At 40.6% G+C, this 21,894-nt stretch carries 17 protein-coding genes and 2 pseudogenes; 16 read left to right on the top strand and 3 right to left on the bottom strand.

The features are described from left to right. Positions 1-39 precede the first annotated feature (39 nt). From PCIT_RS12850 to PCIT_RS12795, 12 genes and pseudogenes are all read left to right on the top strand, one after another. The gene (locus tag PCIT_RS12850; protein WP_010366651.1) at positions 40-1,998 is read left to right on the top strand and encodes a M6 family metalloprotease domain-containing protein; all 1,959 of its coding nucleotides are present in this window, start codon (positions 40-42) and stop codon (positions 1,996-1,998) included. Between the two features lie 445 nt (positions 1,999-2,443). Next, positions 2,444-3,805, top strand: coding sequence for a hypothetical protein (locus tag PCIT_RS12845; RefSeq protein ID WP_010366649.1), 1,362 nt, complete (start codon positions 2,444-2,446; stop codon positions 3,803-3,805). 113 nt (positions 3,806-3,918) lie between these two features. Continuing rightward, positions 3,919-4,386 (top strand): hypothetical protein, encoded by a 468-nt coding sequence (locus PCIT_RS12840; protein WP_010366647.1) that lies wholly within the window; start codon positions 3,919-3,921, stop codon positions 4,384-4,386. Between the two features lie 477 nt (positions 4,387-4,863). Further along, positions 4,864-5,205, top strand: a complete 342-nt coding sequence (locus tag PCIT_RS12835; RefSeq protein WP_010366645.1) for a cupin domain-containing protein — start codon at positions 4,864-4,866, stop codon at positions 5,203-5,205. A gap of 675 nt (positions 5,206-5,880) precedes the next feature. Beyond that, positions 5,881-6,714 carry a tyrosine-type recombinase/integrase gene (locus tag PCIT_RS12830; RefSeq protein WP_192992768.1) on the top strand — a complete coding sequence of 278 codons (834 nt, stop codon included), beginning with the start codon at positions 5,881-5,883 and terminating at the stop codon, positions 6,712-6,714. Continuing rightward, positions 6,711-7,799 carry an IS91 family transposase gene (locus tag PCIT_RS12825; protein WP_192992767.1) on the top strand — a complete coding sequence of 363 codons (1,089 nt, stop codon included), beginning with the start codon at positions 6,711-6,713 and terminating at the stop codon, positions 7,797-7,799. Before PCIT_RS12830 ends, PCIT_RS12825 begins: the two co-directional genes overlap by 4 nt. 327 nt (positions 7,800-8,126) lie before the next feature. Further along, on the top strand, positions 8,127-8,411 hold the full coding sequence (locus PCIT_RS12820; RefSeq protein WP_010368063.1) for a hypothetical protein: 285 nt from the start codon (positions 8,127-8,129) through the stop codon (positions 8,409-8,411). Between the two features lie 91 nt (positions 8,412-8,502). Continuing rightward, entirely contained in the window at positions 8,503-9,009 is a 507-nt protein-coding gene (locus PCIT_RS12815) for an LURP-one-related family protein (protein ID WP_010368060.1), read from the top strand. Between the two features lie 523 nt (positions 9,010-9,532). Beyond that, positions 9,533-10,506, top strand: a pseudogene (locus PCIT_RS12810) (transposase). Positions 10,507-10,998: 492 nt separating this feature from the next. Next, positions 10,999-11,142 carry a hypothetical protein gene (locus PCIT_RS12805; protein WP_010368058.1) on the top strand — a complete coding sequence of 48 codons (144 nt, stop codon included), beginning with the start codon at positions 10,999-11,001 and terminating at the stop codon, positions 11,140-11,142. 240 nt (positions 11,143-11,382) lie between these two features. Further along, positions 11,383-13,320: an alkaline phosphatase family protein gene (locus tag PCIT_RS12800; RefSeq protein WP_238348026.1), complete on the top strand. Its 1,938-nt coding sequence runs from the start codon at positions 11,383-11,385 to the stop codon at positions 13,318-13,320. Between the two features lie 881 nt (positions 13,321-14,201). Next, complete coding sequence (locus tag PCIT_RS12795) at positions 14,202-15,176, top strand: transposase (RefSeq protein ID WP_010368052.1); 975 nt, start codon at positions 14,202-14,204, stop codon at positions 15,174-15,176. 198 nt (positions 15,177-15,374) lie between these two features. Here PCIT_RS12795 and PCIT_RS12790 read toward each other — a convergent pair whose 3' ends face one another. Beyond that, positions 15,375-16,535: a transcriptional regulator gene (locus PCIT_RS12790; RefSeq protein WP_010368050.1), complete on the bottom strand. Its 1,161-nt coding sequence runs from the start codon at positions 16,533-16,535 to the stop codon at positions 15,375-15,377. Positions 16,536-17,173: 638 nt separating this feature from the next. Between PCIT_RS12790 and PCIT_RS12785 the strand changes: the two genes are divergently transcribed. After that, complete coding sequence (locus PCIT_RS12785; protein WP_010368048.1) at positions 17,174-17,515, top strand: SH3 domain-containing protein; 342 nt, start codon at positions 17,174-17,176, stop codon at positions 17,513-17,515. Between the two features lie 47 nt (positions 17,516-17,562). Here the strand turns inward: PCIT_RS12785 and PCIT_RS12780 are convergent, their stop codons facing one another. Continuing rightward, complete coding sequence (locus tag PCIT_RS12780; protein ID WP_010368046.1) at positions 17,563-18,447, bottom strand: LysR family transcriptional regulator; 885 nt, start codon at positions 18,445-18,447, stop codon at positions 17,563-17,565. Positions 18,448-18,551: 104 nt separating this feature from the next. On the opposite strand from PCIT_RS12780, the gene PCIT_RS12775 reads away from it, so the two are divergent. Further along, a complete protein-coding gene (locus PCIT_RS12775; RefSeq protein WP_010368043.1) occupies positions 18,552-19,667 on the top strand; it encodes an FAD-dependent monooxygenase in 1,116 nt (371 codons plus the stop codon). Positions 19,668-19,852: 185 nt separating this feature from the next. Beyond that, positions 19,853-19,975 (top strand): annotated as a pseudogene (locus PCIT_RS12770) (transposase); the annotation flags it as partial. 62 nt (positions 19,976-20,037) lie between these two features. On the opposite strand, the gene PCIT_RS12765 reads toward PCIT_RS12770, so the two are convergent. Beyond that, positions 20,038-20,793, bottom strand: a complete 756-nt coding sequence (locus PCIT_RS12765; protein WP_010368041.1) for a hypothetical protein — start codon at positions 20,791-20,793, stop codon at positions 20,038-20,040. Between the two features lie 17 nt (positions 20,794-20,810). Here PCIT_RS12765 and PCIT_RS12760 point away from each other — a divergent pair, with 17 nt between their 5' ends. Then, positions 20,811-21,527, top strand: a complete 717-nt coding sequence (locus PCIT_RS12760) for an IS5 family transposase (RefSeq protein ID WP_273542012.1) — start codon at positions 20,811-20,813, stop codon at positions 21,525-21,527. Positions 21,528-21,894: the final 367 nt, after the last annotated feature.

Here is a 21,894-nt window from a genome sequence, read left to right as displayed (position 1 = left end):
GTTAATTGTATGTTTCTTGAACTTATTTAAGGAACAAACATGTATCGGTTTAACACATTACTTTTAGCTAAATTAGCCTTAGTGAGCACGATTGCCAATGCGGCAATTCCCTATGACAATGCACAATACCATTATACGCAGCCAAATGGAGAGGTACTCACCATCTCCCTAGACGGCAACGACTACTTTGCTTACCAGCGTACGAGCGACGGACGATTGGTTATATTTGATAATCAATTAAATGGCTTAGCCTATGCTGAGGTATCAAGTGATGGGGCTGAGCTTATTTCGACTGGGGTGTTAGCCAAGGCGGACACCGCGAATAACTCGCAGCAAGATGCAGCCGACCATCGCGCTTCACAAAAAGGCACGTCACATCAACATGTGCACAATGTGAAAACCTTAACCCCTGCCGCTGTCAGTGCAAAAGTGGCACAAGCGCAGCAAGCCATGTTGTTAAGTACCGAGCAGTTACACAGCCATACTGTAGTTAACAATCAAATCCAACCTCATGTAACGCACGATGTAAATCAAGTCACTACACTTGAAGAGGCCGCGGGTAACGTAAAAGGCCTTACCATTATTATTGATTTTCCTGATCAGCGCGGCACCATCAATAAAAGCCAAATTGAGTCTTTTTTAAATGATATAAATTACACCGAATTTGGTAATGCGCAGTCGGTACGCGGGTACTTTAGGTCGGTCTCAGGGGGCAAGTTAGATTATACCAATACGGTAACTCAGTACTACACCGCGAAAAAGAACAAATCGTACTATGCCGATAGCCGTTATAGCTCTACGGTGCGCTCACAAGAGCTGATAAAAGAAGCCTTAGATTGGCTTGAAGTACAGCAAGGCTTTGACTTTTCGACGTTATCAACCAACAGCAGTAAGCAAATAAAAGGCCTAAACATTTTTTATGCGGGTAATTCTGATAGCAGTTGGTCAAAAGGGCTATGGCCACACATGGCACGGTTGAGTCCCCAATTTTGTGCTGACGGCGTATGTACCGACCGATATCAGATCACCGATATGCGTGATAGCTTAGCCATTGGTACCTTTGTACATGAATCAGGGCACTTGATCACCAATTGGCCAGACTTATATGACTATGATGGCAGCTCAGAAGGTTCTGTCGCAAGCTTTGGCGTGATGGGCTATGGTGCAATTGGCACTACCAATAAGTTTAAACCTACGCCACCGGTGGCACACTTTCGAAATCTTGCTGGATGGGATGCAGTCACAGAGCTAAACCCCGCCATAAATAGCAGTGCACCAAAAGGGGTGTTAACGCATACGTCGGCAAGTAACACATCATATAAGTGGACCAACCCAGCCAACCGAAACGAAGCGTTTTACATTGAAGCGGTTCATCGCGCAGGACAAAATTCAGAGCAGTTAGACTCAGGGCTTGCGATTTGGCACGTAGACAATGCCGGTAGTAACTCGAATGAGTGGCGACCATACATTCAAATGGAACACGCCGACGCGAATCGAGATCCAGAAAACAACATAAACCGCGGTGATAATAGCGACTTATTTAAAGCCGCAGGAGAGTTTTCAAGTACTTTACCCAATGCATTAACCAATAAAGGCACCAATGCACTGTGGTGGAATGGCCAAGATTCAGGCTTGTCGATTAAGAATATTTCAGACGCTGCAGCCACGATGTCATTTGAGCTTGTTACAGGCACACCGCCCCCAACGGGTGATGTGTATACAGGCACGCTGGCGAACAAAGAACAGCACGTTCACCCTGATGGTCGCTGGTTTCAATACGCAGGTGGCACCATTGGCTTACAACTTACCGGCCCAAGTAATGCAGACTTTGATTTAAAACTTGAAAAGTGGACCAATGGCAGCTGGCAGCAAGTCGCGATATCTGAAACACCGACATCGCAGGAATCGATTAGCTACAATGCCGCTAGCGGTTATTACCGCATATTAGTGTATTCGTATTCAGGCGCAGGAAGCTATCAGTTAACAGTTAATAAATAGCGAGAGTAAATAAAATCACATGAGTAAGCAGAGCTGAATTTTTATATATGTATCTAGTTCTGGGCTCAAAACGGCAATCACAGGGTAAGCAATTACTCTGTGATTTTTAGGCCTGAAAGGAGAGGGTTATTTTCTAGTACAGCTTTCCTTCTCGTTATGTAAAGTGAGTTTACGCTCGGTTAACTCAAAGTGAAATGTTTATGATTTTGAATTTATTGTGCTTTTTTTGCTTTTTGGATTTTACATAACGAGTCAAATACATTCTCGGTTAAGTCAATTATCGGGTTCATCAGGTATGGAAGGGTGATTGTTGTGTTGAAGGAAAAGTGTTAAGTTATTAATATATATTAAATTAATTAGCGGTTCTGATTTCCTCTGCATGAAATAAGGGCAGAGTGTTTATCGGCATTTATGCTAAAACGTTGTTAGGCAACAATGGAAAGTTATGTTTATAAATAAGGTAATTAGCTTTAATTCCGCTTGGAACATCCTTCTAAATAAGGATAAAGCGTACGACGATATTTGTACCGCTATAAGTAAGATAGATAGCGAGTCACTGTCTGACCCAGAGATAAGCTCTCCATCACACAGAAACGAACAACGCGATAAAATTGAAATCAATCCATTCAATTTTAATAGATGCTGGGAATATATGGTTGAGAACCTTGGATGGTCAAGCTACCGAATGAGGTCTGAAACCCCTGGGGGGATAAACCTTTACATCAGGCATTTTAAAGATGGTGTTGCAACAAAAATGATGGCATCCGATAGAATGCTTGCATTCCCAAATTGGGTGCTTGTTGAAACACCTAGAATAGTCGCTTCTGAATTTTGTGACCTGTCAGTACTTATAGTTCCAATGGAATCTTCTAAGTCAATATATGAGGACCCACGAAGAATGGCCCCTTATTTTTACTTTGAACGTGCTCAGGCACAATTAAGCGACCTTTTACCATTAAACCAAAAGACACCGTTTATAGTGATAGGAATATCGCAAGGGCAAGAGGAACTTGAAATTACGGAGTTGAGTTCAGAAACAACTGAGAGCTCAATCGAGAGAGTTTTAGAGTTTCCCACTGAACACTATCAAGCAGGCGTGGGTATCCTTTCTTACTTCGGTGAAATTATTAAGCAGAAATATCCAGATATTGAAGCCAAAGTTCGTATAGAACAAGACGGGAATGTCGTTCGTATGATTGTTGACTCACCATGCGGCGCAAAAGATATTATTGAAAAAACTCTGGATGATTATGCTTTGGTCGTCACAAAGAAAGCTGAACCAGAATCTTTATTGGAAGACCAGCTACAAATTCAACGATTGACTAATAAATTAGACATGGCTGAGTTAGAAATAAAGCAAACTACTAGCCTGTTACTTATATCTGAAAAATATGCAGACAAAAAAATAAAATCACTAGAAGACGATGTCGATTTTCTTAGAACGCAAATTGGCTCGCAAATGCACCACATGAACGCAAGTCAAAATATATTGCTGCATCAGTCAAAAAAGGAAGAAAAGCTTTTGTTGACTCAGCTAGACCATAATAAGCGAACTCTTGAAGAACTCATTGAAGACTCCAGAACAAGAACAGAGCTTCATCTTGCACTCAAGAAAATCAGTGAAATAGTTGAAAATGGGGCGACTAAAGATAATGAAGCTGAAACAAAGCACGCGCTTGAGTTGGTCAGAGATACTTCGATAGATACCTTTGATGATTTGTCTGAAGCATTGAAGAACACTATGTACGGAGTGAGTGGGAATATTGTATTTCAGTGGCTCCAACATGTAGGGTCAATAATTGTATAACAAACAGCTGCAACCTGACTTCGCAAACTGTCACGCTTTTTGTTCCAAAAAGCCCGCCAGCTCGCTTCGCAGTTGAGCTGGGCGTTATTATATGTACAACGGAGGCCGTGGTAATGAGATACGTGATTTTTATATTAATGTTATCTGGCTGTACCTCTGTTGTCGTGTCTGATGCAGATTTTGCAAAGAACATTAATCAAAAATGCTTTTCTGTTGAGAAGCCTTTGAATATCTACAGGTTTGGCAAATCAACTAGCAACCCGCATATTGTGTTTACGGAAGAAAGTAAATCAACAATGCCAATTGATTTTGATGAAAAATATGAGTTAGTGGGAACTTTATCTACCAAGGAGTTAATCAAAATTATTGAAATTGTTGATTACCCATATGGTTCTGCAGGTCGTTGTTGGAAAATATATGCAGTTAGCAAAAAACATAATGGTAAAAAATTTGAGTTGCCATCCTGTTGGATGGATCATACAACGGTTTGGTTTTCTCCCCACTCTATATCCAGAGTTAATATAAATCAGAAAATTGAGCTTGTTACAGATTCCATAAAACCAAGTGAAGAGTGCATATAACAAAGCAATCAAGAACGGACTAAAAAAGCTTGGCTTAGTTCGAACACATTTTAGAAGACACCCAACGTAAATCTTATATATGTATCCAGTTTTGGGCTTAAAACGGCGATCACAGAGTAAGCAATTACTCTGTGATTTTTTAAGGCCTGAAAGGGGAGGGTGATTGTCTAGTACAGCTTTCTTTCTCGTTATGTAAAGTGAGATTACGCTCGCTTAACTAAAAGTGAAACCTTTATGATTATGAATTTATTGTGCTTTTTACTTTTTGGATTTTACATAACGAGTCAAATTCATTCTCGGTTAAGTCAATTATCGGGTTCATGAGGTATGGAGAGGTGATTGTTGTGTTGAAGGAAAAGTGTTAAGTTATTAATATATATTAAATTAATTAGCGGTTCTGATTTTCTCTGCATGAAATAAAGGCAGAATGTTTATCGGTATTTATGCTAAAACGCTGTTATATTTCAAGGAGCACTCTTGGCAGTCATTAGCAAACAATCAGCGGAACATTACACTTGGGGAAATAAATGTGATGGTTGGCATCTTGTAAAATCTGAAAGCTTAAGTGTAATCCAAGAAAGAGTTCCATTTGGTTGTTCAGAGGCACGTCATTTTCACAACAAGGCAGAGCAATTCTTTTTCATCTTATCTGGTATTGCAACTATGGAACTTGAGGGAAAAATCTTCAGAGTAAAACCAAATGAGGGTATTCATATTCCTGCTGGTTCAAGGCACCAATTAAGTAACCAGCATGAAATTGATTTAATATTTACAGTAACATCGACACCACCAAGTCATGGTGATCGAATTGAAATATAACAAGAAATTCAACAAGGACAATAATCTTCACCCGTTTTAGTGGACACCTCCTCATTACATTGAGGAAGCTAAAATGCCTAAATATACTCAACCAAGAAAAACATGGTTTTACCCAGTTAGTTTCAAAATCAAAGCAGTCAAACTAAGCTCACGAGACTAGGGAAATTTAGAATATAGGGAAATTTAGAAGACACCCAACGTAAATCTTATATATGTATCCAGTTTTGGGCTCAAAACGGCAATCACAGATTAAACAATTACTCTGTGATTTTTCAAGGTCTGAAAGGGCTGGGTTATCCTCTAGTACAGCTTTCTTTCTCGTTATGTAAAGTGAGATTACGCTCGCTTAACTAAAAGTGATACCTTTATGATTATGAATTTATTGTGCTTTTTACTTTTTGGATTTTACATAACGAGTCAAATATGTTCTCGGTTAAGTAAATTCTCGGGTTCAGAAGGTGTGAAAAGATGATTGTTGTGTGTGAGGGAAAGTGTTAAGTTACTAATATATATTAAATTAATTAGCGGTTCTGATTTTCTCTGCACGAAACAAGGGCAGAGTGTTTATCGGTATTCACGCTAAAACGCTGTTGAACTAAGCCGCTACGCGGAGATCCTATTCTCAGCATTTGAGCCACACTTTCTCTGAGTTATTTCACAACTTAGAGGTCAAAAATGCATACACTCATTGAACAGGTCAAGGCAGAAATAACCTATCGAGGTTATTCACAAAGAACAAGTAAAAGCTATTGCGCGCACTTACTTAAACTCAGAAATTACTTTAATAAATCGTTGGATTTAATTACAGATGAAGAGTTGAATTCATTCTTTCAAGATCCGGCGATCCGCAAGCTTTCTCGGGCAAGCCAAAAGTTACAGATAAACAGTATTTGGTTCTTGTTTAAGCACATTTTACATCGGCCATTGAACTTAGATATTACCTTACCAAAAGCGAAGTCTCGAGCACCCATTTATTTATCTCGTAGCGACATACAACGGCTGATAGCAAGCTGCACAGATATGCGATTAAAGACGCTAATTATCGTGTGTTATGGCTGTGGTTTACGTATTGGTGAGCTATTACGCATTAAAGTTACAGACATAGACGGTAAACGAAAAACCATTTTAATTGAGCAGGGTAAAGGAGATAAATCACGTTACGTTGTTGTGTCAGAGAGTGTATTGAAGCAGTTACGTTGCTACTGGAGAGTGTACCGTCCATCAGGCTGGATGTTCTATTCTCGATGGCTTATGGACAAACCGATGTCGCCATCGAGCTTTAGAAAGTCATTAAGGAAGCAGTCACACAGTATTGGTTTGCAGCAGTGTAACCCGCATGCACTTCGCCATGCTTACGCGACACATCAACTTGAGTCAGGCATGCCGCTTCATCAATTGCAACATCAGCTTGGTCACAGTGATATTAAAACGACACAGAGTTACTTACATTGGTTACCTGAATTAGGCCATGGCGGCATTGATTTACTGGCCGATTGGGCAAAACAATGAGTAGGTTACACCTTGCTGATATTTTAAACTTAGGGTTAGATGATTATCGGCAACACCACTCACTGAATTACCAGCAGACACGGGTCTGCCAACATCTTCAATCATGTAGGACAGGCAAGTTAGGGTATCAATCTTGGCAATGTGATACGTGTGGCGAGGTAAAACAGGTCGGATGCAGCTGCCGAGACCGACACTGCCCACGCTGTCAAAGTATGGCAACAGCACAGTGGGCGCAAAAACAGCAAGCCCGTTTATTGCCTTGTCGTTACTTCCACCTTGTTTTTACACTGCCACATGAGCTGAATATTGTTGCACGCTATGACCCAAACACGCTTTATCAGTGTTTATTTAAAGCAGTATGGGACACCCTAAGTAAGTTTGCACAGCGTAAAGGGCATGGGCAGTTAGGGATGACAAGCGTTTTACATACATGGGGACAAACCTTAAGTCAGCATATTCATCTGCATTGCTTAGTGCCAGCTGGAGGGCTAACGCAAACTCAATGGCATGAAATAGAACAGGGCTACTTATACCCAGTTAAAGCATTATCAACGGTATTTAGAGGGAAAATGCTTGCGGCATTGCATGCGCGAGGTACTTCGCTGACACATATAACGACACCAGCTAAATGGTGTGTGTATAGCAAAGCGTGTTTAACATACAGTGATAAGTTAGTAAGTTATCTAGCACGGTATACCCGAAAGGGCGCGATGTCAGAATCGAGACTGGTGTCGGTGAATAAACAAAGCGTGTGCTTTAAATATCGAAGTTATGCAGATAAACACAGTGAAAAGGTCATGACACTGAGTTGTAGAGAGTTCTTACGGCGCTATTTACAGCATGTGCTACCCAAAGGGTTTATGCGAATTCGTCACTATGGCTTTTTAGCCAATGCATGTTACAAGCGAAAGTTGGCGTTGATAAAGGCGCAAGGGCCCAGTTTACGTAAAGTGAAGAAGAAAAAGGCGGAAGCTGCGTCACTATCCCCTCATTGGGCTTGTGAAGTATGTAAAATCGGGGTCTTACGATTTAGTAAAATGGTTAATTCAAGTGAAGAGACAATGAAATTAGCACGAACGAGTTAGCAGCAGAGCTTGCTGAATTAAATCAACGCGTTAACCTGCTTAAGTGTTCGGGCTAGAAAAGTGCGTGCGCGGTGAAAATATCATTGATAAATCGGCGAAAATTAGCTCTAATGGCAAGATAAAACGTACTGAGTAATGCAGGGATGGCTTAATCACGAAAGACAAGCCGATAAAATAGGCTCAAGACAAGTTACGCCACTAAAAGCAAATTCCCATAGCATAAATAACACCAACTCTGACACACCGAGCAGGTAGCGGCTCAGTCCAACAAGCGATTATGCAGCACAAACAACGTGCCGCATAAATACTAAATAGTTATGTTCAGTCATGAATATTGAATCCATCGAAATTGAAAATCCAATTGAATCGCATCGTTCGGGTGCAATTGAAGTCTCCGTAATCACCAACGCAGGTGATAAAAGGTGGTGCTTCTTTTTCACTCCTGAGGGTATGGCGGCTTGCGGAGATTGGATTGATGGTACAACGGTTCGTTTTCACTATGGCGCGTCACATATGATCCTTGTCTCAGAAATATCGGAGTCAATCATCAAGGCGGCGCTCAGAGATATTGACAAGCAAGGGATGCTTGAAAAGTGTACAATTCCGTATTAATTAATAAGAACATAACAAAAAAAGTCACGGCGACCAAATACCGGAGCTTTAGGCGTTAGCTTGAAATGGCAAATCACTAAAGGAGTAACTAATGTCAACGGTATTATCTATCAGCAATAAAATATTCAGTTTAAAGGGGCAGATGTTTATTGATGATGAAAATGGTGAACGCCGATATGATGCAAAAGGAGAGTTTGCCTTTTTTTGTCCAACTTGGACACTTAAAAATAGTACAAAAGAACTCGCAACTGTGAAACGAAAATTTTGGGCTTGGTCACCAACCTGGAATGTCCAATCTGAGATCGGAAATTTCGTAATAAAACGAAAGCTGTTCTCATGGACCCGCACATATAATGTTGTAGGTGGTTCATATGACGGCGCAATAATTAAAGGTAATATTTGGGATTTGAAATTCGAGATTTCGCATAAGGATAAATGTATTGCTTCCGCTAAAGCCAAAATATTGTCTTTAAGAGATACTCATAATATTCAAGTACATGAAACAAAAAATGATGCTGAATTGTTTACAACAATAACCATGGTCGTCCTGCACTTGGATAAACAAGACGATAATAATGGCTCGGATACTTCAGACTGATTTTCAAGCTAACAAATTGCTCAAGAAGGTCGTAAAAAGTTTGGTTTGCGTCACTTCGTCCCTAAGTTTAGCCAAAGGAGGAGTTTTAACTGACGTATATGGACACTCCCGGTATGTCAAACAAAATAACTCTGGCGGGGTAGAATAAACTACCTCGTTTTTTCATTTCGTCGCTGCCACTGTTTGACGTTTGACCCATTTGCAATAAAGCGTTGCTCTGACATATATCCGTACCATTTTAGAAGACACCCAACGTAAATCGATAATTTATACTGACATATATGGACACTCCCGGTATGTCAAACAAAACGCAAATTTAGAAGACACCCAACGTAAATCTTATATATGTATCCAGTTTTGGGCTCAAAACGGCGGTCACAGAGTAAGCAATTACTCTGTGATTTTTTGAGGTCTGAAAAGGGAGGGGGACAAAACAAATTTAGAAGACACCCACCCAAAATTGACGGTTTTTCATTCATTGCCTATCTTTTAGATTCAGCTTCAAAGGTAGGCGCTTTCCCTCATGGCAACAGCACGTAAAAGACAAGTGAGTTTAGCTGATACCAGATACTATCATTGTATTTCACGGTGTGTTCGCCGTGCGTATTTGTGTGGTGAGGATAAGGTAACAGGTCAGTCATACGAACACAGAAGAGGGTGGATAGAAGACAAACTGCTGGAACTTGCCAAAGTGTTTTGTATTGATGTGTGTGCATATGCGGTTATGAGTAACCATACTCACACTGTACTTTATGTAGATGATGTAAAAGCTAATAGGCTGAGTGATAAAGCAGTTATCATCAGATGGCATAAGCTGTTTAAAGGCACCATACTGTCTCATAAGTCCCTTCAAGGTGAACGGCTAGACTCAACGGAACAATATTTTTAAATAAAGACATTGAACAATTTAGAGAGCGCTTATCGAGTATCAGTTGGTTTATGCGGGTCCTGAATGAAAGCATTGCCCGAAAAGCGAATAAGGAAGATAACTGTACAGGTAGGTTCTGGGAAGGGCGCTTTAAATCACAAGCTTTACTTGATGAAGCTGCACTGGCGGCCTGTATGGCGTATGTTGATTTAAATCCAATCAGAGCAAAGATGGCTGATACACCCGAAACCTCAGACTACACGAGTGTTAAAACACGCTGTGAACATGCCAAAGAAGGCAAACAACCTAAACACTTAGCACGTTTTGCAGGCAGCCCCAGAAAACATATGCCTAAAGGTTTACCCTTTAAATTAAAGTCGTATTTAGAACTGGTCGAGCTAACAGGCAGATGTATGCGAGTAGATAAGCGAGGCGCTATTAACCCCATCAACTCTTCAATTCTAGAAAGACTGAACATTGCCCCTGAAAACTGGTTAAAACTCACCACCCAATTTACCAAAGTATTTCATGGGGCAGTAGGGCGGCCTCAAAAGCTTGATAATTATTGTACGAGCCTAGAAATAAAACGGCGCGCTAATTATAAGCAGTGTGAAAGGCTACTGGCTTAATTTGAGGCCACCAAGATAATCTCTATATAATCAATATATTATGGTTTGTAGGGTTAGGCGTGCCTTTTGGATGCGTATAAGTTCAGTTTTTCTATTTCTGAGCTTATACCACACGTAGTTAATTCGATTTTACTAACTAAGCGATGTTTTAGATTGAACGTGGCCCGTTGATTGGGTGTCACCTTAAACCTCTATTTTACCTTAAACCTCTATTGTTAAGGTGCCTCTTTTTATTGCAATGGGTTTAGCCGCTTCGCTGACGAATGCTGCTAGCTCTTGATACTACTGCCTATTTAGTTCAACTAAGTTAGGTGTAATACCCCGGTAATGTCTTAATCCCAAAAAATAGTTGACTATTTGATCTCGTTAACTAAAGCCGGAGCACATTGTGATGTACTTTGCATTTGGCTTTGATAAATGAAGTTAAAGAGTATCAGTAGTCATCGGGACTAGCTGGATCATAGGTTGATCGGGCGCAACTAAATACTGTTAATGCAGCAGCGGGATAATTCTAACCTTACCGCTATTAAAAAGATGTTCGCCACTCTTGAAGGGCAACTGGAGATCCCCGAGCAACAACCAGAATACCTACTGGCACTGGCCTCGTTATGGCAACAAACCTTAGCTATTTTATAGCCGCAAACCTTACAGGTAGATGCTCAATAAGAGACATTCAAACAGAGAAGGGGGGGACACAGTTTAGATAGTGACTCAATTCGGTTTTCTATTGAAACTGCTGTGAACCGTTGCTTATTTTATCACCATATCAATTTATTCTTTAATAAGGTCAAATAATGAACAGCAATCAAATTAAAAACATTAGCACTAGTGATAACACAACAGTATATAGTCAATGTTTCGGAGATGCCATTGGCAGTGACAAGCAATGTAAATACTTCATTGCGCACTGATTATTGGCAGCCAAGTAACATTTCGATACCAAGTTCAAAACTCCCCGATAGCCAAAAAGTACTGGTATTTAGTCGGGATACGGGAATTAAAGACGGAAAAGATTGGTTGTTTTCCAGCCATTTCACGCTTGATGGGATAGACGTTAAGATGGAGGAATCTATCACCGGAGAGATTTGGCCGGTAGGCAGCAGCATGAAACAAAGATTAACAGCAGGATCAGAAGATACCGGTTGGTGGTCAAGTAATGACAGCAAGGAGCTTTCCTTCATAGGAAAGAGTGGTGCAACTTATACTATTACTGCTGCGTTAGATGTACCATTCGGGGATACACATGCATCGATCACTGTTACCGTGTTGCAGGAAACTCCAGCCGTTGAAACGTGTACGCCGGTGATGGATGGGATTGAAACGGTTATTGTGTTGATGTTAGAAAACCGTTCACTCGACAACTTATTAGGCATGCTCTATGCCGGAAAAAAAATCTCTTCATCTTCGGTTTACCCCGCCGGTTCATCAACTCAATTTGATGGTGTCCCACTCCACATATCAAACTCCTATAAGTCCAGTGTTTATTATCCAACCAATGGAACCAAAGGGCACGGTGGATTTTCGGCGACGACCATGCCGGCATATGATCCTGGAGAGGAGTTTGAACATGTTCAGAAGCAACTGTACGCTAATGGTAATGGTCATTTTCCTGATAATAACAACTTTTGGGATAGCGAACCCAAAATGTTAGGTTTTGCTTGGGATTATGATGAAATTTATACCCATAATCAGGATGTCATGGGGGTATATAATGAAGAGCAACTACCCGTTTTATATGGCCTGGCGAAGTATTATGCCGTATCCGATCGTTGGTTCTGCTCGGTACCTTCCCAGACTTATACCAATCGTGCCTTTGCTATGTGTGGTACGGCATTGGGCAAAGTTGATAATACAGAAATAGAAGGTAGCACCTATAAATATGCTAACACTATTATCAATGTGTTAGCAGCAGCAGGCAAAAGTTGGGGTGTTTATTGGCAGGATGATGGAGGCATAACTGCTGGCTCCCCATACGGAGATCCCTTTACTCCTTATTATTTTCCGCGCCTTAAGGTTGCACCAAATGGTGGGGTTCATAAATATGAAGATAGTAGCGACAAGAACGCGTTTCTTCACGCTGCAGCATCAGGTACATTGCCTAATTTTTGCTTTGTAGAGCCTAAATGGAGTGGCGGCTTTCCACCTGTTGTCATTGAGGGCAATGATTTTCATCCGCCTGCTTCGGTAACACCCGGTGACATAGCGCTCAAAAATATGGTTGAAGCGCTGATGGATAGTCCGCAGTGGTCTAAGACTTTACTCGTAGTCACTTTTGATGAGCACGGGGGAACTTATGATCATGTAGTACCAACAACAACTGTTGCACCTGATGACTCACCACTCGCTAGTAGTACGTCAAAATATGGGTTTAAATTTCAACGGCTTGGAGTACGTGTCCCTACCTTATTAATTTCGCCGCAGATCAAGCCTGGTACTGTATTCCGGTCACCTGAACCGGGTAAAGATTTAGATCATACCTCATTACTGGCAACCTTGTGTAAATGGGCCGGAGTGGATCCAGCTAAGGCCGGTTTGGGCGCGCGAGTTGCGCAGGCTTCCACATTTGAAGGTGTCGTGGAAGGGAATAATATACGTACCGATCTGCCCAAGTTGACGCCAAATAAGTACGTTAGGCCTGAAGGCTGGCAGAGTCCAAGTGAGCTTTTTAATCCGTTAAATGATAAAGGGGAGCCATTAACATCAAGGCGAGTTGGGTTTGGTGATCTACACACTATGTCTGACAATTGCACCACTGCAGAAGAGTTTCTGCAGAAATTTAACCAACATAGATTTGGTGACCAGACAGAAAAGTAGTTTAACCATTCGGTTGTCTTAACTGGCATTGTCTTATATTCCGGACAAACTTGAACTTTTAAGCTTTGTTTGGGATATAGGGTGAATATGATTTATAAAAAACATCATCAGGGTAGTAGCAACTATATGCCATTAATGAATGGCTGCTTGGCATTAACTAATTGATTATAAAACATCACTTCAAGATCAGTTTATTCGTAAAAACCCCAAATCCTTTTTGATTGAGCCACAACATTCCTCTCTTCTAAATTAATAACAGCCTGCCACTTAATAGGTGTACATTTATTGACTATGTGCATAAACCTCAGCAGTTGCTAGCCCGATAGAATTAATATGTTAGCTGCGATGGGGAGAATTCTGTAGACGTAGTGACGGCTAAGGTTATCTTGAATAAATACACCAGGGCGTAATACAGCGAAATGTTCAGGTTGATTTAGTTGATCACAATACACTTACTCGGTTAACGCTGGCGGAGTAGGTTAGAATTAACTAATGTAAGCAGCATTTGATGTAATGGTGTGGTAATAGTTTGTAGGATTGCAGGGTTTGGGTGCTTTATCTTTTTACTTACACTTATTACGGCATTGATTTCTCAGGTATTAAAATCTTACATTATGGCCACTTTAGTCAGCGTTATTGAGGATATTATTAATGAGGCGTTGGCTAGAACTTTACCTATTGCCTTTAAGTTAGTACGCAATGTTTATATCAGCTGGCGTTTTACAGCGGAGAGTTAACTTTTCTTAATAGTCTGTTTTTCAAATCGGGTTTCATTGTAAACATTAAATTGAATAATTTAACAAGACACCCACCGTAAATTGACTGTTTTTAATTCATTGCCTATCTTTTAAATTCAGCTTCAAAGATAGGCGCTTTCCCTCATGGCCACAGCACGCAAAAGACAAGTGAGTTTAACTGATACCAAATACTACCATTGTATTTCACGGTGTGTTCGCCGTGCTTATTTGTGTGGTGAAGATAAGGTAACAGGGCAATCGTATGAACACAGAAGAGGTTGGATAGAAGCAAAGCTGTTTGAACTTGCTAAAGTGTTTTGTATAGATGTGTGTGCGTATGCGGTGATGAGTAATCATACTCACACTGTACTTTATGTAGATGATATAAAAGCTAAAAGATTGAGTGATAAAGCGATTATCATCAGATGGCATAAGCTGTTTAAAGGTACCATACTATCTCACAAGTACCTTCAAGGTGAGCGGTTAGACTCAGCACAGCAAACCTTTTTAAATAAAGACATTGAACAATTTAGAGAACGTTTATCGAGTATCAGTTGGTTTATGCGGGTACTGAATGAAAGTATTGCCCGAAAAGCGAATAAAGAAGATAACTGTACAGGCAGATTCTGGGAAGGGCGCTTTAAATCACAAGCTTTACTCGATGAAGCGGCACTAGCAGCGTGTATGGCGTATGTTGATTTAAACCCAATCAGAGCAAAGATGGCTGATACACCCGAAACTTCAGACTACACCAGTGTAAAAACACGCTGTGAGCATGCCAAAGAAGGCAAGCAACCGAAACACTTGGCACGGTTTGCAGGTAGCCCCCGAAAGCACATGCCCAAAGGTTTACCGTTTGAACTAAAGTCCTACTTAGAGCTAGTAGAGTTAACAGGCAGGTGTATGCGAGCAGATAAGCGAGGCTACATCAGCCCAGTTAACTCCCCTATTTTAGAAAGACTAAACATAGCCCAGGAAAACTGGCTAAAACTCACCACACAATTTACCAAAGTATTCCACGGCGCGGTAGGGCGGCCTCAAAAGCTTGATGATTATTGTGCGAGCCTAGAAATAAAACGGCGCGCTAATTATAAGCAATGTGAAATGTTACTGGCTTAACTTTTATACCATCAAGATAATCTCTAGATAACCAATACGCCATAGCGTGGCGGCTTAGCCGTGCCTTATTACTGGGCGTGAGTTCAGTTTTTCTCTATTTTGGAGCTTATAGCGCATTTACTTGATTTGATTTTACTAACCAAACGATATTTCAGATTGAACGCGGCTTATTTATTGGTATTATTTTTAGAGTGGGTGTCATCTTAATCTTACAGCCAGTGCACTGGCCATATCAAGGTGCTCCAGTTCATAATGTGATAGTATCAACTTATGTAGGAAAAACAGGTTATCTGGTTGCTGATTGTGTAACACGGTTAATTGCGCCAGTGCAGCGCTGGCTGGTTTGAGTGAAAAATAGTCAGATCCTGCTACGGTTTTGATAAACGCTCTAAGCTGCAGAGTAGCGTGCTCCTGAGTCTGGGCACTAATATAACCTTGCCAGCCCCGGTGAGCACCTTGCACATAAAATCGTAATAATATTGTATCATCAGCCAGTGGGTAAAACTTGCCACTAAGTACCAGTTGTTCAGCTGATTGGCTGAGTTGTTGCCAGCTTCTATAAGGGGAATCAAACAGCTCCTGACTTTTGATAGGCTGTTCTGAAGTTAGGAATTCTATGAATTGATCGGATGCCAATACAAGCGGTATAGGCTCAGGAGCAAGGCCTGGTTTGTGTTGTAAAAATTGCAGAACGCTAATCTTTTTCTGCATTTTTGAAACTTCTATTGATACCGTTTTATTTTGCGATAAGTAGAAAAATATAAAAATGCTGAGTAAAATACTTACCGCTGCCAACATCCAATAATTTAAACCTGAGCTATGCTTTTCCTTACCTGTAGCTGGTTTTTCAGCAGATATCTGCTGAGTTTTATTTAGCTCAGTGATTGGGGGGCTGGAAATGATTTCCGTTGGATTATCAATGGGCTTACTTGGTTTGGTTATCGGAACGATATTGATAGCTTCTATTTGATCCGATTTTAAGGGCGAGGGAGTAGGTTTAGCGAGATCAGCTAGATCACAGCTAGTATTTTCAGCACTAAATTGAGCTTGTTCTGTTAGTGTATCGATTGTCGAGAAGGCTATTTGCCACTGATAGCCTTTTTTAGGGTAGGTTTTAATTGCCTTATCACCAAATAAAGCGCGTAAATAGCTGATGTTTTGAAACACCACCTGTTCGGTAACCACGCGTTCAGGCCAGACATGAGTTAAAATACTTTCTTTACTGTTTATTTTTTTGTGTTCTGTCAGTAAAAAACTTAATAGTTGTGCTGGCTTTTCATTTAATGAAAAAATACGGGCTTGTTTTGTGAGGATCAAACTATCACAATCAAATTCAAAATGGTTAAAACGGACTTTCATTTATTTTTAATTCTCATTTAGCTAGCGCTGATCGTACCCCCGTACCTCTTCTAGAGTTTAACATATTCAGTTTTTTATAGCAGACAGAATTTAGAAGACACCCAACGTAAATTGATTGTGACAGGACGACCAGCATTAACTTTTGAATAGATGTCACTAATTACTAAAAACAAAAAGTCTGATGCTGCGTGATCACTCCTTTCATAGGCTTTGTGCAGTGTGCAAAATTATTGTTTTTCGATTTAACGAAGTGGTTAATTCAAGTAAAGAGACAATGAAATTAGCACGAACGAGCTGGCGCTAGGGTTTTATTAATCAAATCAATACGTTAAACTGCTAAAGTGTTCGGGCTAGAAAAGAGCATGCGTGTGAAAATACCATTGATAAATCAGCGAAAATTAGCTCTAATGGCAGGAAAAACTTAATGAGTAATGCTGGGATGTCTTAAGCGCGAAAGGCAAGCCGATAAAATAGGCTTGTGACAGGTTACGCCATTAAAAGAAAATAGAAAATTCTCGCAGCATAAATAGCATCAACTCTGACACACCGAGCAGGTAGCGGTTCAATCCAACACGCGATTATGCAGCACAAACAACGTGCTGCATAAATACTAAATAGTTATGTACTTCGGAGAAAATATGGAAGTAGTTACTACTGAAAAACACATCTCAGACTATCCCAATCCGTTTTATTTGAAGCAAGGCGATAAAGTAGCTCTAGGTGCAATTGATGACGAATTTCCCAATTGGATCTTTATAACTAGTTTCGAAGGGGAGCAGGGTTGGGCTCCAGTTCAATATATTGAGAAAATTGAAGGGAGCTCTGAAGGTATCTTGATTGAAGACTATGACAATGTTGAGCTCAATACTGTCATTGGCGAAAAACTGTCAGCGCTATTCGAACTCAATGAGTGGTATAGAGTGTCGAGGTCAACGGGTGAAATTGGTTGGGTACCAGTACGCTCGGTACAACGCACATAACCAGTGGCTTTAAGGGCGTCAGCCATTCGTTGCTCATTAAAGATATGTTATAGATCACTAATCCTATGTTGTAGGTGTTCTAAAAAAGTTTTAACCTTTTCAAGTGGATATTTTCTACCCGAATAAAATGCATATAACACAAGATCTTCAGGTTCGGAGTTTACATTAATTTTGATAAGTGAGCCGTTGTCTATGTCTGCTTGACATGCATGAGTGGGCAAGATGGCAAACCCAAGTCCTTTCAGAGCAGCGGCTTTGGCTATATTGCCACTGTTGACCTTAACGTTGGATTGTACCTGTATGCTTTGATTAGGCTTAAACCGCCATGGCATACCTTGTAGTACAGACAGGCTGGTGATACAGGGCGCTTTACTCAATTCGCTAAGCGAGCGAGGCAGTGGATACTGTTTAAGCAGTTGAGGGGCTGCAACAACGCTACTTGGCCAGCGCAGGATTTCCTTAGCTACCCAGCCAGAATCTTCCAATGCGCCACGACCAAAGCGCAAGACAAGGTCGAATCCATCCAACAAACCTTCAGTAGGGTTTAATTGGGTGTCACAACTTAGTTGTATTCGAGGGTGCTTGTGGCAAAAGTCAGCGATAATGTCAGCTAAGAAGGGCAGATCAGGCAAGACAATCTTAAAGTGTCCGGATAGTGAGTCACCAGCTAGAGATATGTCTTCTAATGCGTCATTTACCGCTTGGGTGAGTGGGGTGATGGATAGATAGAGTTGCTTGCCGGCAGTGGTAGGGATCATTTTACGTGTCGTGCGTTCCAGTAATCGTAAGCTAAGTTGTTTCTCTAATAAAGCCACATGACGACTAACATTGGATGTTGGTAATTGAAGTTGCTCTGCTGCCAGCTTAAAGCTGAGTTGTTCATATACCGTTTGAAAGCTCAGTAACCATTGCATGTCGACTTTTTCTATCATTTACTTTCTCACAAAATGGGATTAAAAATCCAATAATAACGTATTTATCCTTAATTTTGGCTTTGTAATAATCTTTTATGAATTTTATTAGGGAGTTAGAGTAAATGAACAACAAACGTATTGCCATTGTAGGTGCCGGTGTTGCCGGAATAGCGCTGGCCATATTGGCCACAAAGAAAGGTTATCAGGTGAGTTTGTATGAGCGTGATAATAAGGTCTCGTCTATTGGTGCAGGTGTCACCTTATGGCCAAATGCAATGTTTGTTTTACAACAAATGGGGTTGGACAAAGAGATAATACATGTTGGTGGGTTACCTAGCGGCATGCATCAGTATGATCAAAGTGGTGTGCCACAAGGAAGCGTTGACATTGAAGCGGTGAACGAACTTAGTGGTTTCCCCAGTGTGACTATATTACGACGTGATCTAATGAATATATTGGCAAGCGCGTTGGAGAGTTTAGGGGGTGCAATACACTTTAACAGCTCAATGACAGTACAAGATATTGATGCATTAAAACAAGAGTTTGACCTGGTTGTGGGAGCTGATGGGCGAATGAATTCAGTTGTACGTCAAACATTTTACTCAGACAAAGTCTCTCCAATTTACCAGGGATTTATCAATATTATTGGTATTAGTCAGCTGGAGCAGAGTGGATTAGATAACGCCATTTGTGATTTTCGTGGTTCTGGCGAACGTTTTGGCATTGTGCCCATTAAATCCGGCTTGTGTTATTGGGCAGGAGGGTGGCGCACTAAGATAGATAAATCGCGGCCTTTATCTGCTTGGTACGATGAAATGGAGCAGCGTTTCCAACACTGGCCTGAACCAGTACACCATGTGTTGAAATCTTATGAGAAATCGTCACGCAAACTGATTTTTGTTCATGATCTTGATCCCTTGCCTTATTGGCATCAAGACAATGTATTAATTATTGGAGATGCTGCCCATGCACCATTGCCTACTTCTGGGCAAGGTGCATGTCAGGCGTTGGAAGATGCTTGGTATCTTTCTCGGCGTTTGGCTGAAACAGATGAACTAGAGAATGTACTGACAGGTTTTTATAAACAACGTATCGCTAAAACGTCAGCAGCTCAAATAGCTGGCAGGCAATTAGCACAAACAATTTTTGGCGGTGGTTGTGAGCCTCAACCTTCTATGTCAGGCATTTCCCCCAAGAAGTTAAGCGAGTTTTGGATGCAGGGATTAATGAGTAAATAAATTTAAGAATACACCTATCCAAAATTGATGATTTTCATTCATCATCTACCTTTTAAATTCAGGTTAAAAGGTAGGTAACTCCTTCATATGAAGAGAAAAATTCAGCATGAAACCCAACCAAGATTGACGCTTTTTCATTCATCACCTACCTTTTTAATTCAGCTTAAAAGATAGGTAACTCTTTCATGGCGACAGCACGAAAAAGACAAGTGAGTTTAACTGATACCAAATACTACCATTGTATTTCACGGTGTGTTCGCCGTGCTTATTTGTGTGGTGAAGATAAGGTAACAGAGCAATCATACGAGCTTGCGATGCAAGTCAGATAGTATTGATAACTGAAATTATTTACCAATGTGTTACGGAGTTACTAATCAATAAGTAGTTGATACTTTTTACCGTCTCTAACAAAGCTGTCTTTTATATTTTGTCTCGCTTTAAGAGCATTTAGCTTGTCAATTATCTTGTTTGATAAATTCATCTTTTTGTGTTCTTTCCCATTTTCATCAACTAATAAATTATCTTTAAAATTAAAGTAAATGTCTGGCAATTCTTTAATCATATGTGCATCATAATTATGATAAATTCGTAATTCAGATGTATTCTTAGATACCTTGATTAGTTGGTGGTAATCTAAAAACAAATTTTCCAGTTGCACGCTCTGAGTGATAGGGTTTTTTATGGTCAAAGAGACTTCTTTATCTTCAGCTGTAAATTCAGGAAGTTGCGTTGGCTTTTCATGTGAAATAATTTTTAACTTTCTCGCATCTCTGTACCTAGGCCTTCTAAATGAAACTAGGATCTCGCCACTCTCGACCTCACTATTAAGAGCATAGACATGAAATTCTCGAAGAAGCTCTTTGTCGGGGTAAAGCGTAACTTGGCCTTTTTTGTCTATTTCGTATTCTCCATACACTTTTAAATTAACAGCGCCGAAACTTGCTAAATAAAAGAACGTTTTGTTTTCCAGTAAATAGATACTTGCCGCCACCTCAAACTGAGACAAGTCGTAGCGTCCTTGCGCAGATGAATAAAGATTTTGGGCTTGTACCGTTGTAGATATTATTAAATAGGATAGCATTGCAAAACAAACTACCGTGTTTGTAATACGAATTAGATGTGTCATAAGCGATTCCTTGTTGCTTGATTTTTAGTCCTTCCCCAGGTTTTGTAAATTCCTTGCTGACTATGATGGATACCTCACTGCAATCACCCGGTTATAGCTGTTTGTGCAAACGCAGTAAAACACTTGATGTGCAATATAGAAAAAGCGCAGGCAAAGGCTTTATAGATATTGTGGTCGATAGCACGGGCCTTAAAGTGTATGGAAATGGTGAATGGCATACAAGAAAACATCGTGCGACTAAGCGCCGAACTTGGCGAAAATTGCACTTGGCCGTTGATGCGACAAGTCACGATATTGTGGGTGCTGAGCTGTCGATGGTAAATGTGTCAGATGGTGAAGCCCTTGCCGATTTAATCAGGCCACTGCGTAGGAATATAGACAGAGTCACAGGTGATGGTGCATATGACACACGCAGTTGCTATGAGGAGGTCGCAGCAAAAGGTGCGATTATGCGGGTACCGCCAAGAGAGAATGCCCAATACTGGGAAGAAGGACACCCCAGAAACAATGCCATATTTATGATGCACCAAATAGGGTTAACGCAGTGGAAAATGAATTCAGGGTACCATCTTCGTTCACTTGCCGAGACGGCGATGTATCGTTTTAAACAATTAATGGGTGATAAGCTGAAAAGTCGTCAATTCAATAGTCAGCATACTGAAACGATGATTAAAGTGAAGGCAATAAATAAAATGAATGGGCTAGGTATGCCCAAATATCAGCAACAAAGTTAAAACTGAGAAATTGATTGGTAGTTAGCTATTTGATCAACAAGGCCCCTTCCCCCCTAGATTATCGCTAAACTCAGATATTTAAAAGCGAATACTTACAACACTGATCTTCCCCAAATAATATAGACAGAGTTACAGTTGGCTGTGGGCATAACACGCGTAGCTGTGATGAAGAGGTCGTAGCAAAAAGTGATTATGCGGACGCCGACAAAAAATAATACTCAATACCGGGAACAAAGGCCCCAGAAACATTGCCGTATTTATGATGCTCCAAATAGGGTTAACGCAGTAGAAATTGAATTCGGGGTGCCATCTTGGTTCTCTAGCTGAGACAGCTATGTATCGTTTTAAGCAATTAATGAGTGATAAA

The sequence above is a fragment of the Pseudoalteromonas citrea genome, from assembly GCF_000238375.3.
In the GTDB taxonomy this organism is placed as follows: domain Bacteria; phylum Pseudomonadota; class Gammaproteobacteria; order Enterobacterales; family Alteromonadaceae; genus Pseudoalteromonas; species Pseudoalteromonas citrea.
This window is presented reverse-complemented; position numbering and strand designations above follow the sequence as displayed.

Excerpts from the sequence above, each read along its gene's own strand:
- PCIT_RS12815 (WP_010368060.1), top strand. The coding sequence starts at position 8,503 with ATGTCAACGGTATTATCTATCAGCAATAAAATATTCAGTTTAAAGGGG.
- PCIT_RS12765 (WP_010368041.1), bottom strand. The coding sequence starts at position 20,793 with ATGACACATCTAATTCGTATTACAAACACGGTAGTTTGTTTTGCAATG.
- PCIT_RS12790 (WP_010368050.1), bottom strand. The coding sequence starts at position 16,535 with ATGAAAGTCCGTTTTAACCATTTTGAATTTGATTGTGATAGTTTGATC.
- PCIT_RS12830 (WP_192992768.1), top strand. The coding sequence starts at position 5,881 with ATGCATACACTCATTGAACAGGTCAAGGCAGAAATAACCTATCGAGGT.
- PCIT_RS12845 (WP_010366649.1), top strand. The coding sequence starts at position 2,444 with ATGTTTATAAATAAGGTAATTAGCTTTAATTCCGCTTGGAACATCCTT.
- PCIT_RS12850 (WP_010366651.1), top strand. The coding sequence starts at position 40 with ATGTATCGGTTTAACACATTACTTTTAGCTAAATTAGCCTTAGTGAGC.
- PCIT_RS12785 (WP_010368048.1), top strand. The coding sequence starts at position 17,174 with ATGGAAGTAGTTACTACTGAAAAACACATCTCAGACTATCCCAATCCG.
- PCIT_RS12805 (WP_010368058.1), top strand. The coding sequence starts at position 10,999 with ATGCAGCAGCGGGATAATTCTAACCTTACCGCTATTAAAAAGATGTTC.
- PCIT_RS12820 (WP_010368063.1), top strand. The coding sequence starts at position 8,127 with ATGAATATTGAATCCATCGAAATTGAAAATCCAATTGAATCGCATCGT.
- PCIT_RS12795 (WP_010368052.1), top strand. The coding sequence starts at position 14,202 with ATGGCCACAGCACGCAAAAGACAAGTGAGTTTAACTGATACCAAATAC.
- PCIT_RS12780 (WP_010368046.1), bottom strand. The coding sequence starts at position 18,447 with ATGATAGAAAAAGTCGACATGCAATGGTTACTGAGCTTTCAAACGGTA.
- PCIT_RS12775 (WP_010368043.1), top strand. The coding sequence starts at position 18,552 with ATGAACAACAAACGTATTGCCATTGTAGGTGCCGGTGTTGCCGGAATA.
- PCIT_RS12825 (WP_192992767.1), top strand. The coding sequence starts at position 6,711 with ATGAGTAGGTTACACCTTGCTGATATTTTAAACTTAGGGTTAGATGAT.
- PCIT_RS12840 (WP_010366647.1), top strand. The coding sequence starts at position 3,919 with ATGAGATACGTGATTTTTATATTAATGTTATCTGGCTGTACCTCTGTT.